This is a genomic window from Cyclobacterium sp. L-R (genome assembly GCF_056859355.1).
Window position 1 is genome coordinate 1 of record NZ_JBSXOH010000085.1, and the last position, 17,508, is coordinate 17,508.

The window sequence follows — 17,508 nt, forward strand, 5'->3', positions numbered from 1 at the left end:
AAATTAGGTACCTGTTCCAAGTGAAGGGAAAGGTATGCCCCTAAACTGGTAAACCGACAGGCAACCGAGCCAGAAAATCAAAAACATTCAATTTTGAAACCCAAATAGTAAGCTAAAAGGCTTAACTTAATAGCATTGGTAGGTCCCATCATCCATTAGGGCATGCATACCTTCTTTGTATTCAGGTAGGGGCATTTCATAGAAATTACCAAAATAGAGCAGGTTTCCCTTCTTTTTCCGGATGTCTTCTTTGGTGACGATGCCGTTGGTTACATTTGGTCGGGTGGCCAATATGGCAAAAACCATGGCAATAAGACAAGTGGTGATCAACATAAGTGTTGGAACCAAATAATAGGGGAATTCCTCAATTATTCGGATGAAAACAGCAACCACAATGGAGATAATAATTGAATTGACCGAGATCATGATATTGGCCTTATTGTCAGCCAAAGCAGAAAGAGCCAAATGGTTTTTTGAGGTGATTCGAAACATGGTTTCAATCCCTCTTTCCGACTTTTTTTTATTCTTGTCCTTTTTTTTTCCTTCTGACTTGGCTTTTGAATGTTCTTCTGCTTCTTTGATCTTCATTTCAATCGATTCCAGATTTGCTTCTTTCCCAGGTTGAAAATAGATTTTGGCATATTCGGTATGGTAGTGGTGAACAAGCATAAAAAGACGGCTATCCTTCAGCCACTCACTTAATGATGTTTTTTCAAAGCCAAGATTTGTCTTTTCTTTTTTTAGCAATAGCGTCTGTTCAAAGAAACCCTCAGAACTCAAATGAAATAAGTCTGCATCACAAATGATCTCTTCCAGCAGGTTTTTAGGGTTTTGCGGTACCTTTGTGGCCAGGATTAAGGATTTTATCCGATCTACTCTTTCCTGATTAAGGCCCAATTCAATCAGGTATTTTTGTGCCATTTCTGAGCCTTTAATCTCATGTCCTTCTCCTTTCCCTTCCCAATAGCCGATGTCATGCATCCAACCGGCTACATACAAATCTTCCTTTTCTTCTTTGCTTAAGTTATAGTATTCTCCGATCTCCGCTACCTTCTTTACAATTTGCAATGAATGGTCCATGTTATGGTAACAAACCTCCGATTTTTGGCGATTCTCAAACATTTCCCTGATCCAGCGTTCAAATTTCTCTAATTGCTTATCCACCACTAATTACTAATTTTACGTATACTGTTTTGAAGGTAATTAATTACAATTGAATAATGATGTATTTTTCACAGATTTTAACCTTTATTATTTTTGTTAATTGGCAATGTACTCCCGGTACGCAAAAGTTTTCAACAGAGTTGTTTCCAGAAGCCTATGACCTTGATAATTTCCAGAAAATCCTACTTGAGGATGATTTGGAAGAAGTTTCAGGACTTGAGTGGGTAGGGGAAAACCAAATTTGGGCCATAGAGGATGAGTCCTCAGTGATTTATAGACTAGCCCCAGAAACAGGAAAAATCCAGGAAAAGCAGAAGTTTGCCAAAAACAATGACATAGAAGACATCGCATGGGTAAACGATGTGGCATGGGTGCTACAGAGTGATGGAACACTCTATGAAGTCAGCTCTCCTCTGACCAAAAACGCAAAAACTACCAAATACGATTTTCCAATTGAGAAAAAAAGAGACCTGGAAGCAATGGTTGTTTCTGAAAATGGAGATTACCTGTATGTGTTTTGTAAGTCTTGTAAGTGGGACAAAGGCACAGAGGAAGCCTCGGTTTTCCGTTTTGATTTGACTTCGAAGCAATACGAATCTGCCTCTTTTATCACCTTGGAAAGGGGAGAAATCCAAAAACACTTAGCGAATAAAGACAATGAGCCTTTGGAGATTAAACCAGCAGCAGTTGCATTGCATCCTATAGAAAAGCAATTCTATGTCCTCTCTTCGGCCAGTAAGTGGTTGTTAATTACAGATTTGGATTTTAACCCTATAAAAGTTTATCGCCTTAATCCAGAAATATTTAAGCAGCCTGAAGGGATAACCTTTGATCCGGAGGGGAATATGTACATTTCCAATGAGGCCAGAGGAGGGGAACCAAATATTTTGGTTTTTCCTTATCATCCAATACAAATGAAACCATGATAAAATTTCTTTACCTGCTGATTTTATGTTGGCTTCCTTCCTTGATACAGGCCCAGGAAGTGTCTAGGAAATTTAGGGTTTATTTGGTTGGAGACGCTGGCGAACTTGAAAATGGACAACATCCTGTCGTCGAAGACATCCGCAAAAAACTTCAAGCAGACCCAGAAAGCCCTGCCCATATTGTTTATTTGGGGGATAATATTTATCCACTTGGGATGCCTGCCATCAACGAGGAAAGTAGGGCAGAGGCAGAATTGATACTAAAAACCCAACTGGATCTTTACCAATACCTAAATGGGAAGATTTGGATGATTCCAGGGAATCACGATTGGGGAAAAGGAAAAACAGATGGCTGGGAAAACGTCCTAAGGGCTGAGAAATATGTGGTGGAAAACTATCCTGAAGATAAGGTAAAGTGGTTACCAAGCAGTGCTTGTCCTGGTCCTAATATTATTGAACTGGATAATGAAACCATATTGGTATTGCTAGACAGCCAATGGTGGCTTCAGCTTAGGGGCAAACCTGAGCTGGAATCGGATTGTGAATACAAATCTGAAGCGGAGGTTTTGGAAGCCACGCGTTATGTACTTGAAGAAAACAAGGACAAAACCATACTGGTAGCCATGCACCATCCACTCAGGTCTTATGGGCCGCATAATGGCGCTTATAGCTTGAAAGACCATCTGTTTCCCCTCACCAATATCTCCCCTAATTTATACCTTCCTTTACCTTTTATTGGTTCCATTTACCCACTTTATAGAACTTGGTTTGGCAATGTCCAAGATCTGGTTCATCCGCGGTATGAAGCCATGATTAAAGCCTTTGATGAAATTTTTGCCAATCACCCTAATATCATTCAAGTGGCTGGGCATGAGCATGGCTTGGCTTTTACGAAGGAAGACAATGTGAATTATATTATCAGTGGAGCTGGGGCAAAGCATACGACAATTAAAAAAAACAATGAAGCAGATTTTATCTATCCCAAGCAAGGTTATGCAGTATTGGATTTTTATGAAAACCATAAAGTAAATCTGTCCTTTTTTGATCCATTGAAAGGGGAAGCACTTTATGAAAAGCAATTGGTTAAGCCCTATGCCAATAGTAAGAAGGAGTTGGATTTGTTTGATCGTGACTTACCTGAAACCGTAACCAGGCCCATTTCCACCCAATACCTGCATGGTAAAGGATACTATAAATTTCTTGGGAAAAATTACCGGGAGACCTGGGCCATTCCTGCTACTTTTGAAACATTGGACCTGACAACTGCCAAGGGAGGTCTTCGCATTCTCAAAAGAGGCGGTGGCATGCAAACCCGCTCCCTGAGATTGGAAAGTGCTAGCGGTAGGGAGTATGTGCTTCGCTCGGTAAATAAATACCCTTACAAGGCCTTGGCTCCCCATTTGCGTGAAACCATTGCCAAGGAGGTCATCCAGGATCAGATCTCCTCTTCTCATCCATATGCTGCCTTGGCTGTAGCTCGATTGGCGCATGAGGTAGGAATAGTACATACCAACCCAAAAATTGTGTATTTGCCAGATGATCCTTTATTGGGGGTTTATAGGGAAGAATTTGCCGATAATTTGTACTTGTTTGAAGAACGTGAAATAGCCTCTCCAGAAGCCCCTGAGGACATTAAGTTTTTCAGTACGGATAAAATGCTGTCCAAAATTCATGGGGATAACGATCATCAGGTAAAGCAAAAGGAAGTATTGAAAGCAAGAATATTTGACCTTTGGATAGGTGATTGGGATAGGCATGATGACCAATGGAGGTGGATAGGTGAAAAGAAGAAAAAAGGTTGGGAGTTTACTCCTATGCCTAGAGATAGAGACCAAGCTTTCTTTGTTAATGAAGGGCTTATTCCCAAGATCGGCAGTAGAAAATGGCTGATTCCTAAGTTTCAGGGCTTTGGTTACGAAGCACCTCGCTTTGTGGCTGGCTTTATGTTTAACGGAAGGTACTTTGACCGTAGCTTTATCAATGAGTTGGATCAGAAGGATTGGGAGAAAACATTGGACAAGGAAATTGCCAAAATGACTGATGAGGCCATCAATGGAGCTTTTCGGGATTGGCCGGAGGCTGTTGCAGCAAAAGATGGCCCGGTAATCCAAGCAAAGTTGCGTCAAAGAAAAACCTGGCTAAAGCAAGAAATGCTTCAATATTACAGTTTCCTCTCCAAGGAGGTGAATATTACAGGGACCGATAAAAATGAGCTTTTCAAAGTGAAATACCTTTCTGATGGAAGGGTTGAGGTAAAAGTTAGGAAGATCGATAAATCCGGAGATCTGGAACAAAAACTTTATCAGCGTACCTTTTTGCCAACTGAAACCAGGGAGGTCCGATTGTATGGATTGGAAGGGGATGATACTTTTGCCTTTGAAGGGGAAGGGCCTGGAAAGATTAAATTAAGGGTAATTCCCGGACATGGGGATAAGCTTATTGAAGACAAGGGGATTACTCAAAGGAAGAATACTTTGGTTTATCAAAATGCCGGAAAAGAACAGACCATTGTTTCAGGGGGGAGCATTAAATTAAAGTATTCTCCCTCGGGTTTAGGCTATAACAGGACAGCGTTTAAGTTTGATAAAGTCATGCCTTTGGCCTCAGTAGGGTATAACAGAGATGATGGGGTTTTTATTGGTGGAGGTCTTCTTTGGGAAAAGCAAGGTTTTAATATGGAGCCCTTTTCAGTTCGGCAGTCCATTATGGGTAAATATGCGATTAAAACCAATGCTTTTAATATTGCCTATGAGGGGCAAGCGGTTGATGTTTTGGGCAAGTTGGACTTACTGTGGAAAGCGGATGTTCGTGCACCACACTATTCTTATAACTACTTTGGAAGGGGGAATGAAACGGAATACGATACGAAAAACTACGATATTGCTTATTATCGATCGAGGTTCAATTGGTATGAATTGTACAGTGGCTTGCAAGCTAAATTAGGGGGAAGTGGAAGTCTCAGCATTGGACCAAATTTTCAGGTTTACCGATTTGATCCGAGTGACAATGCTGGGAAATTTGTTACTTCACCAGAAAGTGGTTTGGATCAGGAACGCCTGGACAAAGCCAAGTTTTACAGTGGAGGCTCGGCCAAAATCGTTTTTGATACCAGAGACCAAAAACAAATGCCTACAAGAGGATTGTACTTCAGTGGGCAGGCAAAAAGGCTGTGGAAAATGAATGCGCATTCAAATAACTTCAGTAGTGTAAATGCTGAACTTGCATTGTATTGGTCTTTTCGATACCCGTCGAGATTGGTTTGGGCAAGCAAATTTGGTGCAGGCAAAAATTGGGGGCATTATGAATTTTTTCAGGGACAAACGCTTGGTGGTCTAGAGAATTTGCGTGGATATAGAAGGTTTAGGTTCAATGGTGATGCAGTCGCTTATAACAATACAGAAGTAAGGATTCGATTGTTTAATTTGAAGACCTATGTGCTACCTGCAACTGTTGGAGTGCTTGCTTTTAATGATATAGGTAGGGTATGGGTAAGAAATGAAGCGTCCCATAAATGGCACAATGCCACCGGCGGCGGGATTTGGTTGGCTCCACTCAATCAGTTGGTGGCCACTTTCTCTGTAGGATTTACTGATGAGGAGGTTTTACCCTTCTTTTCATTCGGCTACCAATTTTAATTCCGTATTTAAAAGTTGTGGTTCGTAAGATTGTGCCGCAAACGTAAGTTGATTTTGTCAGCATTGTTGCAGAAAAAAAGGCAAAAATACCGCCAAAATCAGTGTGTATATATTCGCTTTCCCCACGGGTTCCACCCGTGGTTATTGTTGTTGAACCCGGATTATGTAATAGGATTTCTCCGTCCTGACAATAGTCAGGGGTGATAGCCTGCCCGTGTTTACGGGAAGTGTTGCAATCGCAAGAAAATCGGGCTGTTTGGAGATTTTAGCATAGCATCGCTATGATGAAATTGAAAACAGCAACGAAGTGGCTGATTTTGAAGCGATTTCAACACGTATTAGATTGTCTATTGCATATTTCGGGTTGAAGCCCTTTAGGCTTCTTGGCTTTTATAGAAATTGTGCTGCTGAGTACATGTAAATGATATATGCTTGTTTTAACCCAGATATAATACCTCGACAAAGTTAAAGTAGGGTAGTTAACAGCTCTTGAAATTGCCTAATAATGTGTTTATTAATGAAAAGCCAGCTTTAAAAGAAAAAAGGCACAGTGGTTTATTGCCTATCAAATTATACAATCAATTGTCTAACTGGGCCACGCGATATAGCCGTACATTTTTGCCTTTTCCCTTCAAATGAATTGTCCCTACATCATCTATCTGATAGGCATCTTTATTATTGACAAGTTTGTAAAGCGATTCAGAAATCAGCAATTGGGCCTTTAAATCATTGCACTTTTCTTGTATCCTGGCTGCGGTATTCAGCGTGTCTCCATGGTAAGTAATCTCCCTTTTTATGTCTCCCACCTCAGTAATGATCACTGGCCCAATATTGGCTCCTGCTTTAAAATAGGGCGATATACCGTACTCCTTTTGATAATGTCCCCTTTTTCTTTTTAGTAGGTTGGTAAAGGCGAAAAAAGCTTTTAAGAAATTATCATTTTTAACCCCCTTATTGGGCGACCAACTTACAACAACTTCATCTCCTACGTACTGATAGATGTCTGCTCGGTAGTGGTCCACAATTGAGAAATCCTGAAAACAGCTTTGTAAAAATTTGCTGTATTCTAGATGTCCAATTCTCTCTGCAATAGAAGTGCTACTCTGCAAATCAATAAACATAAAAATCCTTTCTTCTTCTCGGGGCTTAAAGAATTTCCCCGTGAGCATCTTCCATAAATTGCCTGGACCCAGTTTTCGGTCAATTTCTATCAATACCTTAGACATGCCAACAGCCACGATAAGGTGAATAATTAAAAACATGTTTTCTGAAGGCCCGGTGGGTTCTACAGGTCCCTCATAAATCAATGGTAAGGTAGTAACATAAACGAAGTCCAAAACTTGAACAATCAAAATAATCATGAGTGCCTGAGCCGGAATCCCAATGCTTAGGGCAATTTTTGGGGAAGTATTTTTTAATAGTTTTTTAAGTATCAGCACATCAAACATGCTAGATAAAAGTGCAAGGCCAAAAGAACCTAAAAAGATCATTAAGAAAACAAATTTCAAAATGTCCAGCAAATCTATGCTGCTTATGCCCAATGGTTCTATGCGGTACATTTCAGAGAAATAAAACCTACTGTAAGCGGACAAGGCCATAAAAATAGCGCCCAACAGAAAGTAGATTTTAAAATTTCGAATGATTTCTCTAGACAGCATTTTATAGATTGAATTTTTTTACTAAGCCGAACATTTTCACTTGTGAGCTCAAGTCTTCTTTTCCCATAATAAATTGATTTTCATCCTTGCAGGCTACCTGTCTTCCTTTTTTATTGTCATGGAGTTGGAAATTCAGTTCATCCAGTAAAAGTGATTTGGCCTTTTTCTGAAGTACTGGAAAAGCTACTTCTATCCGTCTCGATAAATTTCTAGTCATCCAATCCGCTGAGGCCAGGAATACCTTTTTGTCACCATCGTTATGGAATTGGTATATTCTGGTATGTTCCAGGAAGCGATCTATTATGCTCACCACTTTGATGTTTTTCTCTTGTAGCTCCGTTTGTGGATGGTAGCAACAAATGCCACGAACAATAAGGTCAATTTCTACGCCCTCATCCGCAGCCTGCCTAAGCTTATCGATCATAAGGGTATCCTCTAAGCTGTTAAGCTTGACGGTCAATTGGCCCTTTTTGCCTTTTTTAACTAAGCTGATTTCATTGTCAATTAATTGCTCAATGGAATTTCTTAAGTTAAAAGGAGCAACCAATAGGCTTTCAAATTTGGGTTTGTAGGAATTGTCCTTGAGAAAGGCGAATACCTCATCCAGGTCCCTGGTGTAATTTCTTTGTGTGCTGAGCAGGGCATGGTCCCCATATATTTCAGCCGTTTTTTCATTAAAATTGCCCGTGCCCATGTAGGCATAGGTCTTTATGTTCTTGCCCTCGCGTCGCTTAATGGTGCAAATTTTAGCATGCACTTTCAAATCATTTATGCCATACTTTACTGTAGCCCCTGCCTTGGTTAGCCGCTCTCCCCAGTAAATATTTGATTCCTCATCAAACCGGGCCTGTGCTTCATCCAAGACAAATACCTTCTTGTCATTTTTGGCAGCTGCTTCAAGTGCCAAGCAAACCGCTGAGGTCTTTGCCACCCGGTATAGGGTGATATTAATTTCCTCAACATGCGGGTCTTCTGCCGCCAGTTTCAAAAAGTCCGTTACGTATGCATAACTTTGGTAAGGGAAACTTAGAAAAATGGCTTCCTTATCAATTTCTTCAAACCAATCCGAGGAATGATCAAGCCTTGAGCAAGGGATTATAGGGATTTCCGGGAACAATAAGTGCTTTTCCGATGCAGGAAAGCCAAAGAAATCATAAAAATTATGGTAGCGACCACCAGGAATTAACCCAGACATGTCCACCTTTATTTTCTTTCTTAATGTATCGATGTACTTGAAAGGGATGTTTTCATCAAAAAGTAAGCGAGAAGGAAGACCTGTATCTCTGTTAACAATGCTTTTTTCTATTTTTGATACAATATCCTCCTCTTCGTCGTCCATGTACAATTCGGCGTCCCTTGAGATCTTTACGGCAAATATTTCGGATTTTTCACCCAAGAACTTTTCCGAATTACTTCTAAAAATATCATCTAACTGTACGATGCGTTTCTCCTTGTCCGAGGTAGAGATTTCAATAAACCTTCCTAAGGTTTTATAGTCTAGTTCAATGAGAAACTGTCGCTCTTTGGTGACGGCGTAAAGATAGACCGTTAGGTTTTTAAGTTGGAGGTTGACTTCTTCTGTAATGTCCTGAATGGTGAAGTTTCCCTTGAGCCGAAGGTCATAGAAGGTACCCATTTGGATCTTGTCTTTCTCGGAAAAATGGTCCGTTAATAAATGAACGCCTTCTTTTGCTAAGCCTGGAAGAATTTTTGAATAGAAAACTTTACCCAAACGCTCCTGTTGAGCGCTTACAACTTGGTTGATCTGCTGAAGGAGAAATGAGGGTCGGTAACCGTATTTGTTTTTCAGATCAGCCTGGAAGGTCTGAGCGAAACGATGGCTCGCTACCCTGACCCTATAAAACTCCTCTAGGTTGGAGGAATAAATGGCCAAGAACTTCAAGCGTTCCATCAGGGGACTGTCTTCATTTTCTGCTTCCTGAAGAATGCGTTCATTAAAAGACAACCAATTTAAATCCCGATCTGTGTAGTTCATGGCTTATTCCAGTTTATTCAAATATAAGGTATTAGACAATACCAGTACCATAGATCAGAACTATTCTTTACCAAATAACAAGTACTTGAATTCAACTTAGGGCCTCAGTAATGGGGATTTAAATCGAAAAGCCATAAATTATTTCATGTACTGCCTAAACCCAGGATTAGGCAGTACAGCTCTTCCCACTATATCAATTAAAGAATTAACCTTCCCTGGTTGAAGCTGCTTTTTTTCTTGAAATATCGGCTACAATGGCCTTGGCGTGAGAGATGGTATTCTCTATAAAAAACTCTCTGGTGTTGAGCCCACCGCAAACAACCCCTGCGAGGTAAAGTCCGGGCACATTCGATTCCTGGCTAATGTCATCAAAGCATGGTTGTCTTTTTTCATCCAAACTTAACTTCACGCCTAGTTGGTCCAGCAATTCAAAATTGGGTTTGTAACCCGTCATTGCCAGTACAAAATCATTTTCTATAATTACCTCTCCCTCAGGGGTGTTCAGCACCACTTCTTTTTCCCTTATTTCTTTAATGCTGGAATTGTAATAGCCTTTTATCGATCCCTCTTTGATTCTGTTTTCGATGTCAGGTAAAACCCAGTATTTAACTGTTTGATCGATCTCAGGTTTCATTACTACCATGGTCACCTCCGCTCCCTTTCTCCAGGTCTCAAGGGCTACATCCACAGCTGAATTGCCTCCGCCAATCACGACGATCTTCTGCCCGATATAAGGCCAGGGTTCTTTGTAGTAATGCGAAACTTTGGGTAAATCTTCACCCGGAACATTCATGGTATTGGGCAGGTCATAGAAGCCTGTGGCCAGGACAAGCTTTTCGGCCAGGTAATCCCCTTTGGAGGTATGGACCAAAAATCCACCTTCTTGTTTTTCTAGGGTGTTTACCTTTTCGTAAAGGTTGATGTTGAGTTGGTAATGTTTGACTATCCTCCTGTAATATTCCAAGGCTTCAGGCCTGGTAGGTTTATTGGAGATAGACATAAATGGAATATCTGCCATCTCCAACTTCTCAGAGGTGGAAAAAAAAGTCATATTGACTGGATAGTTAAAAATCGAATTGGTCAGCACACCTTTCTCTATTATCAGGTAGTCGAGGCCTTCTTTTTTCGCTTCTATGCCACAGGCCAGGCCAATGGGGCCGGCTCCAATTATCAGTAATTCCAACTTTTTCATACGATAGTAAACATGAATTGTGATTTTGAGTTCCTTTAAATCCCGATTATGTAATTGGAATTGCTGGGGAGCTCTCAGGAACTGGTGAAATTACTAGAAAATTAGCCTAATTGGAGGATAGGTCAAAGTTTTTGAGGAGATTTTAACTAGGGTAAATGGGTGAGGTTTTGACTTGTTTAATCCATGTAAAAAGATCAAAGTCCCATACTATTACTTTGTTACGCCAGAGAAGAAAAGGGGATGAATCTATGCTTTCCTATTACATCAAAGCGCAACCTACAATCCGGTGAACTGGGGCTGAGCGTAAAAAATGATCTCTTAGGATCATTTTAGTGAAGCGCCGGAATGCAGGGCAGGTACGAGACCCGTACGGTCGAGTAGGTCAGGGGGATTACTCCCGCTTTCCCCTCCAAGAACCGTACGTGAGAGTTTCCCCTCATACGGCTCAAGCACTCTAAAGACTGCCAAGGGGCAGTCCGGCCATCAAGCCAGTCGGCTTTCTTTGAGTTTTTTGGGTGTTGTTTTTCCCCGAATCATCCTTTCCTTAAAGTAACTTTCCCATTCCCTGTCATAAGGGTTAGAGTTGTTCCTTATTTTGACGTGCCTCCTTATCTTGGCGGCTTCGAAGAGAGGAAGTTCGAATGTCTTTCCCTTTTCCTCGGCGGCAAACACCCAATTTCTGTTGCCTTTAGTCTTAAAGTATTTTGCCCTGATCCAACGGCTTCCTTTCTTGGGGTGTCTGCGCTTGGCCCATTTCCACAGCAATCTGAACACTTTATGGTCCAACAGCGCAAAGGTTCGTGAGGCGGCTGAATGGCGGTAGTAGTTGGCCCACCCCCTGATCTTTGGAGAGATCATGCGGATGAGTTCTACCTGCGTCACGGACTTATGGTTGGCTGTAGCCCCACCGATATTTACCATGATTGACTTCACTGAATCCTTCATGGGTTTGGTGAGGCATTTATCTCCGTATTTGCGGATGTTGAAGCCTAGAAAGTCGAAACCCTTGCTGATATGGGTAATCTTGGTTTTCGCCCGGGAGAGCTCAAGCCCCCTCTTGGAGAGAAATCCACTGATTAGCGGTTTTATCTCGCTTTCAAGATATTCACTGTCGCCACAGGTCACCACAAAGTCGTCCGCATAACGGATGAAGTTGATTTTGTGGGGGTTCCTCCCCCCTTTGTGTCCGGCATGGATGTTTATTTCTTTTTCCATTCCGTCAAGTACCATGTTGGCGATTGTAGGCGAGATTATACCACCCTGCGGTGTTCCGCTTTCTGTTGGAAACCATTGGTTGTTGTCCATGTAGCCCGTCTTGAGCCATTGGGCAAGAACCTTTTTGCTCAAGGGGATATTTTGCAGGATCCATTCGTGCGAAATGTTGTCGAAACATCCTTTGATGTCCGCTTCCAATATCCATTCAGCCGAATTGCGTTGGCACAGCACATTGTGGCATTGAACGATTGCGTCTGCGCACGAGCGTTTGGGCCTGAACCCGTATGAGTTCAAGTCTGCTGTGGTCTCCGCTATCGGGTCCAATCCCAGCCTGAACAGGGCCTGCATGGCCCTGTCCGCCATGGTGGGTATGCCCAGGTGCCGGTACTTTCCGTTTTTCTTTTTTATGGATTTTCGTTTGAGTGGTCTTGCTTTGTATCCCCTGACTTTGAGAAGTTCAGTGGCTTTCCACTTTCTCCCCGGCGTGTTCCAGAGCACTTTGTCCACCCCGGGGGTTCTGCTGCCTTTGTTGGAGGTTACCCGGAAAATTGCGAGCAATTTCCCGTAGAATGACCTTGACATCAGGTGCAGAAGTGCTTTTGCCCTGTGAAAATGTTTTTGTTTGACGGCCTTTACGATACGTGATTGCAGTGACTTTACGCCACGTTCGACTTTCTTCCAATTAATGGAGTTCCAATCGTCCCATGTCGTTGGGGATGCACATCCGGCATTTGTCGGATTCATTTGCGTTTTCCTCATTGAAGTCTTACTGTAATTTTCTCGTAAAAGAGTACCATGACGGAAGTGGGCCTATCCACCACATTAGATGGGGGCATTTGCTTTCTCCGTCTTTCCTTTACCCGCAGCCCGTTGGGCCTGCTTTGCAGCCGGCTAATCCAGGAATTCCGGGAAGGATTGCGGGCTTACCAAGTTCCGCTTAGATAACGGACGGGGTTAGGTCCTGCCTCTTTGCCGGGGGAATCGAAATCCATGTAGCAGAAACCGAAAAGCCTGCTAACTATACCCCTTACCGTTTTGGTCACAGCGTGTCAACGTCTTTCGCTGTCTACACGTCACGACATTTATCAGCAGTTCACGTATGTTGACCATACCCATCAAGCCTAACTCCCCCGCACCTGAAATTGGTGCGCAACAGAGATTCTTCACAGAATCTCTTTACGGGCTATATTGTCCGGATAGCTTCGCACAATTCCGTTACCAGAAATGCACGTATCCATAGGGTACTTGTGATGGAACACAAGGTTTAATCGTTCATGGAACGTTAAACAGTTATCTAAGCGACTTCTTGTCGCACTACGGTGGTGTGAGAGCCTCAACCTGAGCTATTTGGCTCAGGTCGGGCTACTCGATTGTAAGCAGTTTATAGTGGTTTGTACATAATATGAGTATCGACCAAACCTAATTCAAGGTGTCTAAATCCATTGGGTGTTGTACCAATGATTTTAAACCCATACTTTTCCCACAGTTTAATTGCGGTTTTGTTAGTACTAACAACAATGTTAAATTGAATTGCTTTAAAATTACTTTCTTTTGCAAATTCTAATGAATGTTCACATAGTTGTTTTCCTATACCTTTTCCTTGCGCATTAGGACTTACCATATAGCTGCAATTTGCTATGTGATTTCCTAAACCTATTTGGTTTGGCTTTATTATATAAGTCCCTAAAATTTCATTGTTTTCTTCAAATACAAAGGTGTTCATATAATCCGAAAACCAATGTTTCTGAATATCTTCTTTTGACGTTCCCGGACTAAATACATATGTATCTCCTGTTTTTATCACTTCAGAAAATATTTTCCATACAGCGTTATAATCTTCTCTTGTTGCTTTTCTAATCATTGGATATTTTTTGAATTGTAAATATGATAGGCGTGAATGAAACAGTATAAAATAGCACCTACCACAATTGGAATAGCATTTATAGCAAAACCATAAATAATATACATTAAGCTAGAAATGAAATGCCAGGTTCTTAATTTGATTATGTTTTTATTTGACAACGCAAATAAAGCGATACCTAAAGCTGAAAAACCGAATAAATTAATCATTATCTAAATGGATTAAAGTTCGTTCTTTATAGTCGGATTTTGAAATAGCAATTTCAATTCTATCCAAATGTTCGAAAATTTCAGTGTTGTTATCTAAAATGTCTACAATAGTTTTTTCACCAGCAGACCAAATCCCTTCTAATTTAGGTAGTTCTTTTTTTGCCTTAGTTGTAAGTTTCAGTAACTGAATTCTACTGTCCTTTTTATCTTTCTCGGCTTTAAGATATTTTTTGGTCTTCATTTTATTGACAATCTTAATAACTCCAGGCTGAGATATTTTCAATTCTTCAGCAATTTCAGTAATTGTAAGGGTATTTTTTTCCTTGAAAAGAAGAAATATTAAATGCCAATTAGGTTCAATTTCCAGGTTTAAGGTTTTATATAAATCCTTTGCTCCATAAAGTAAATTATCACTTATTCTTTTGAGTCTGGCAGTAAAAGTTAAATGGTCGTATTTTTTCATAATTACATAACTGGTTATGCAAATATAGGAATTTCAAATTAAATAGTTAACTGGTTATGTTTTTTTTTTTGAAGAATTGCTTAAAACGGAACTAAGCCAAACCAATTTTTATGGCTTAGATTACCAAAAAAATAATTCTCGATCTTGTAAAAACCTTGAGGAGTTACAGCCTCTCTTTTAAGCTTCCTGTACCAGTAATTGAATTTATGAAACCCTATCCCCTTGGATTCACTGAAAAGCGTCTGCGTCTGTCCGCTAGTTTCAAACTCATGGACCAACTCTACCATTTCTTCTCTTATTTTCATAACTTATATCTTTGCTACAAAAATAAAGGGCTCTCTATTTAGATAAGACATTCACTTGGTGGGTTGGGTACAACCGGTTCCTGAGAACAGTCCCTGAGCTTGTTTAAGGGGTCGAAGGGTTCCAGCTGTCAGAATGCTTAGTTATTGGTATTAGTACTTTTTTTAGTCTACAAAGGTTTCTTTTATCACTTCTTTGCACTTTTCAATTTCCGATTTTGTCAGACTTTCAAAAACTCGGATTATTCTGGTTTTATCGACTGTCCGAATTTGGTCGATTGCAATCATTCCCTTTTTTCCGTTGTGTTTTACGGAAACCCTTGTTGGATATTTTTTTAGATTCGTTGTCATAGGTGCAAGAACGATTGTGTTCAAATATTTATTCATTTCATTTGGTGAAACGATAACACAAGGTCTTGTTTTTTTTATTTCGCTCCCAATTGTTGGGTCAAGGTTTATAAGAATGATTGCGTATTGTTTTACATCCATTCTTCAAGGTTTTCATCATCGAACACATCGTTCATCAGTAACTTATCGTCTCTGTTTTCACTCATTTTCTTAAATTCTTTTTCCCAATTTTTTCTAGGCGAAGCAATTGGTTTAAGAATAATTTGTCCTTTTTCGAGGATAAGTTCAACCTTGTCTTTAATGTTGTATTTTTCCAAAATGGTCTTACTCAAACGAAGTCCTTTTGAATTTCCGATTTTGATTATTGATGTTTCCATAACTTCTTAAATGTTATTACTAAGTAACTACATTTTATGGAAATATCAAAATTCATTCCGTATTAATGCCAGTCGAGTAGAGTAAGTTATGAATAATTCGTATCTCCAACCTCTTACACCACCGTACGTACCGGCCGGTATACGGCGGTTCATTAAACATGGCAATATCTTTTATAAATGTTAGCTGTTGGAACGAAGCCTTTCTTAGCTAAGTGCCCGTTTGTTAATGTGGTACGAAGAATTGGGCGCTGCACAACATGCCAGCCACCTCTTCTTGTAAAACCCCACTTAACCGCAAGCCACTCTGGTAGTCCAAATTTAACCCGGATTATGTAATAGAATTCGTGATGAGTGTTGCAATCACAAGAAAATCAGGCTGTTTGGAGATTTTAGCATAGCAGGGCTATGGTGAAATTGAAAACAGCAACGAAGTGGCTGATTTTGAAGCGATTTCAGCACGTAATAGATTGTCTATTGCATATTTCGGGTTTAATAAGGTTCCGTATTCTGGTTCTTATTCGTTTCCAACTCTTCCAAATGCAATACCGAAGCCGGCTCCCTAGGAGACGATCTAAATCGACAAGCCTTGTTTTGATGTTGGCATAACGGAAATAACCCATCCAACCGGAACAGTATTACTTAAGCTTTGCTACCCTAGCCTCCTACGAGAGGGGTAAACAATGGACTTTGATGTGATCACGTTTAACGGGACAGGCTGTGCCATCTCATCCTAAGCCAACACCCGCCTCTATATGCGGTTCTTGTTCATCAGTACAGTGTTTTGTAGTCTGGCTTCTAATATATCCTGATCCCTCAGGGCTTCATGCGACACCTCGCGATGCTACACTTGCCACTTGCTAGCAGTTCAGTTTACCTCTGCCTGCTCGGAACTTTCACCCTATAGTTAATACCCATGCCGGGCGCACACGGCGTTTTGCAGCTAAGAAACGTGGGGCTTTCGAAGCTCTTATTTGTCCGCCCGTGACAAATATAGCCACGAAGTACGAACCTGGCGTTTACTACTGTCCGCCCCATGTTTTCTTAGGTGCTGTTGTGGGTAGTTTTTCTTTATTTCTGTCCGATTTGGTAAAATTTAATTTCACCTTTCCAATATTTGAAAATTTGTTCCTTTGAAACGTATTGATCTTTGTATAAGCTCAATATTTCTTTTTGATAATCTTTAAAATCCATTTTTTTCATATCACTGAGGACTTTGTCAGCTTTTAAGGTGTCGCCTGAAGATTCCAGAGCTCCAAGATATTCAATCATCAAGTCGAAATTCTGAGTGTCTGATTTAAGGTGTTCTTGATATTTTGCTATCGCGCTCGAATAATATTCTGCTGCTTTTTGGGAATCACCTTGAAGTTCAAGGTAAATTGCCTTTTGTCGGAGATAAAATGGTTTGTCAGTTAATTCAATTTGTTTGTCGACTACCTGAATTAAACCTTTGGAATCTTTCTTTCTGAATAGAAGAGTTGCTTTATGATTTAATGCACCAAAGTTTTGGTCGTCAAACTCCAAGGCTTTATTTGTCAGTTTAAGTGAACTGTCGATTTTGATGTCGTCTTTCAGATCTGAATTCAGATAAACGTCCATAGCTTTTTCCATTACTTCCTTCGACTTTTCAGGTTGTCTACAAGAAATCAATGTCAAACAGCTTAGTATGATTAAAGTTAGTCTAATGATCATTGTTTTTTTTAATTACCCACAATCGAGTAGAGTAAGATACGAAATAATTCGTATCTCCACCCTCTCACACCGCCGTATACCGGCCGGTATACGGCGGTTCATTAAACATGGCAATATCGTTTGTAAATGTTAGCTGTTGGAACGAAGCCTTTCATAGCTAAGTGCCCCTTAGCTTAATGGGACAGGTATGCCCTAAAGGCAAAAACTGCCTAAAATTCACTCCAAAACACTTTCACTTATAAATAATAGCTACTAAAAAGAGGACCCCTAAGCCAAAGAACAATATTAAATCAGCAACTTTTTCATTCTCCTACAGCTAAAAAAACAAAAAGAGAAAACCATTCCCCATAAAAACCAAGTTTCCAACACTACTGGTCCCTGAGCCTGTCGAAGGGTTCCAGCCGTCAGAATGCTTAGTTATTGGGTGTAGTTATTTATTTTCTTTTAGAGCTTGTTCAATGTAATTTTCTGCA

At 40.5% G+C, this 17,508-nt stretch carries 14 protein-coding genes; 2 read left to right on the forward strand and 12 right to left on the reverse strand.

The genetic code is table 11. The features are described 5' to 3' along the window. Positions 1–126 precede the first annotated feature (126 nt). Positions 127–1,164, reverse strand: a complete 1,038-nt coding sequence (locus AC13EX_RS17065) for a Pycsar system effector family protein (protein WP_482893638.1) — start codon at positions 1,162–1,164, stop codon at positions 127–129. A gap of 56 nt (positions 1,165–1,220) precedes the next feature. Between AC13EX_RS17065 and AC13EX_RS17070 the strand changes: the two genes are divergently transcribed. After that, positions 1,221–2,090: an SdiA-regulated domain-containing protein gene (locus AC13EX_RS17070; RefSeq protein ID WP_482893639.1), complete on the forward strand. Its 870-nt coding sequence runs from the start codon at positions 1,221–1,223 to the stop codon at positions 2,088–2,090. After that, positions 2,087–5,725, forward strand: coding sequence for a BamA/TamA family outer membrane protein (locus tag AC13EX_RS17075; RefSeq protein WP_482893640.1), 3,639 nt, complete (start codon positions 2,087–2,089; stop codon positions 5,723–5,725). Before AC13EX_RS17070 ends, AC13EX_RS17075 begins: the two co-directional genes overlap by 4 nt. Before the next feature lie 578 nt (positions 5,726–6,303). Here the strand turns inward: AC13EX_RS17075 and AC13EX_RS17080 are convergent. From AC13EX_RS17080 to AC13EX_RS17130, 11 genes are all read right to left on the reverse strand, one after another. Then, positions 6,304–7,383 carry an adenylate/guanylate cyclase domain-containing protein gene (locus AC13EX_RS17080; protein ID WP_482893641.1) on the reverse strand — a complete coding sequence of 360 codons (1,080 nt, stop codon included), beginning with the start codon at positions 7,381–7,383 and terminating at the stop codon, positions 6,304–6,306. Position 7,384: 1 nt separating this feature from the next. Further along, positions 7,385–9,379, reverse strand: coding sequence for a polyphosphate kinase 1 (ppk1, locus tag AC13EX_RS17085; protein WP_482893642.1), 1,995 nt, complete (start codon positions 9,377–9,379; stop codon positions 7,385–7,387). Between the two features lie 205 nt (positions 9,380–9,584). Beyond that, on the reverse strand, positions 9,585–10,571 hold the full coding sequence (locus AC13EX_RS17090) for a YpdA family putative bacillithiol disulfide reductase (RefSeq protein ID WP_482893643.1): 987 nt from the start codon (positions 10,569–10,571) through the stop codon (positions 9,585–9,587). 483 nt (positions 10,572–11,054) lie between these two features. Further along, positions 11,055–12,530: a group II intron reverse transcriptase/maturase gene (gene ltrA / locus AC13EX_RS17095; RefSeq protein WP_482893644.1), complete on the reverse strand. Its 1,476-nt coding sequence runs from the start codon at positions 12,528–12,530 to the stop codon at positions 11,055–11,057. A gap of 637 nt (positions 12,531–13,167) precedes the next feature. Continuing rightward, on the reverse strand, positions 13,168–13,647 hold the full coding sequence (locus AC13EX_RS17100; protein WP_482893645.1) for a GNAT family N-acetyltransferase: 480 nt from the start codon (positions 13,645–13,647) through the stop codon (positions 13,168–13,170). Between the two features lie 201 nt (positions 13,648–13,848). Beyond that, positions 13,849–14,319: a MarR family winged helix-turn-helix transcriptional regulator gene (locus AC13EX_RS17105; RefSeq protein WP_303615417.1), complete on the reverse strand. Its 471-nt coding sequence runs from the start codon at positions 14,317–14,319 to the stop codon at positions 13,849–13,851. Positions 14,320–14,399: 80 nt separating this feature from the next. Further along, on the reverse strand, positions 14,400–14,624 hold the full coding sequence (tnpA, locus tag AC13EX_RS17110) for an IS66 family insertion sequence element accessory protein TnpA (RefSeq protein ID WP_482893646.1): 225 nt from the start codon (positions 14,622–14,624) through the stop codon (positions 14,400–14,402). 162 nt (positions 14,625–14,786) lie between these two features. Beyond that, positions 14,787–15,110: a type II toxin-antitoxin system PemK/MazF family toxin gene (locus AC13EX_RS17115; protein WP_482893647.1), complete on the reverse strand. Its 324-nt coding sequence runs from the start codon at positions 15,108–15,110 to the stop codon at positions 14,787–14,789. After that, positions 15,101–15,346 carry an AbrB/MazE/SpoVT family DNA-binding domain-containing protein gene (locus AC13EX_RS17120; protein ID WP_303615689.1) on the reverse strand — a complete coding sequence of 82 codons (246 nt, stop codon included), beginning with the start codon at positions 15,344–15,346 and terminating at the stop codon, positions 15,101–15,103. Before AC13EX_RS17120 ends, AC13EX_RS17115 begins: the two co-directional genes overlap by 10 nt. Positions 15,347–15,798: 452 nt before the next feature. Next, positions 15,799–15,966: a group II intron maturase-specific domain-containing protein gene (locus AC13EX_RS17125; protein WP_482893648.1), complete on the reverse strand. Its 168-nt coding sequence runs from the start codon at positions 15,964–15,966 to the stop codon at positions 15,799–15,801. A 448-nt stretch (positions 15,967–16,414) separates the two neighbouring features. Beyond that, a complete protein-coding gene (locus AC13EX_RS17130) occupies positions 16,415–17,035 on the reverse strand; it encodes a tetratricopeptide repeat protein (protein ID WP_482893649.1) in 621 nt (206 codons plus the stop codon). Positions 17,036–17,508: the final 473 nt, after the last annotated feature.

Bases quoted from the DNA above. Each gene is read 5' to 3' on its own strand.
- AC13EX_RS17070 (WP_482893639.1), top strand. From the start codon at position 1,221: ATGATGTATTTTTCACAGATTTTAACCTTTATTATTTTTGTTAATTGG.
- AC13EX_RS17075 (WP_482893640.1), top strand. From the start codon at position 2,087: ATGATAAAATTTCTTTACCTGCTGATTTTATGTTGGCTTCCTTCCTTG.
- AC13EX_RS17080 (WP_482893641.1), bottom strand. From the start codon at position 7,383: ATGCTGTCTAGAGAAATCATTCGAAATTTTAAAATCTACTTTCTGTTG.
- ppk1 (WP_482893642.1), bottom strand. From the start codon at position 9,379: ATGAACTACACAGATCGGGATTTAAATTGGTTGTCTTTTAATGAACGC.
- AC13EX_RS17090 (WP_482893643.1), bottom strand. From the start codon at position 10,571: ATGAAAAAGTTGGAATTACTGATAATTGGAGCCGGCCCCATTGGCCTG.
- ltrA (WP_482893644.1), bottom strand. From the start codon at position 12,530: ATGAATCCGACAAATGCCGGATGTGCATCCCCAACGACATGGGACGAT.
- AC13EX_RS17100 (WP_482893645.1), bottom strand. From the start codon at position 13,647: ATGATTAGAAAAGCAACAAGAGAAGATTATAACGCTGTATGGAAAATA.
- AC13EX_RS17105 (WP_303615417.1), bottom strand. From the start codon at position 14,319: ATGAAAAAATACGACCATTTAACTTTTACTGCCAGACTCAAAAGAATA.
- tnpA (WP_482893646.1), bottom strand. From the start codon at position 14,624: ATGAAAATAAGAGAAGAAATGGTAGAGTTGGTCCATGAGTTTGAAACT.
- AC13EX_RS17115 (WP_482893647.1), bottom strand. From the start codon at position 15,110: ATGGATGTAAAACAATACGCAATCATTCTTATAAACCTTGACCCAACA.
- AC13EX_RS17120 (WP_303615689.1), bottom strand. From the start codon at position 15,346: ATGGAAACATCAATAATCAAAATCGGAAATTCAAAAGGACTTCGTTTG.
- AC13EX_RS17125 (WP_482893648.1), bottom strand. From the start codon at position 15,966: ATGGGTTATTTCCGTTATGCCAACATCAAAACAAGGCTTGTCGATTTA.
- AC13EX_RS17130 (WP_482893649.1), bottom strand. From the start codon at position 17,035: ATGATCATTAGACTAACTTTAATCATACTAAGCTGTTTGACATTGATT.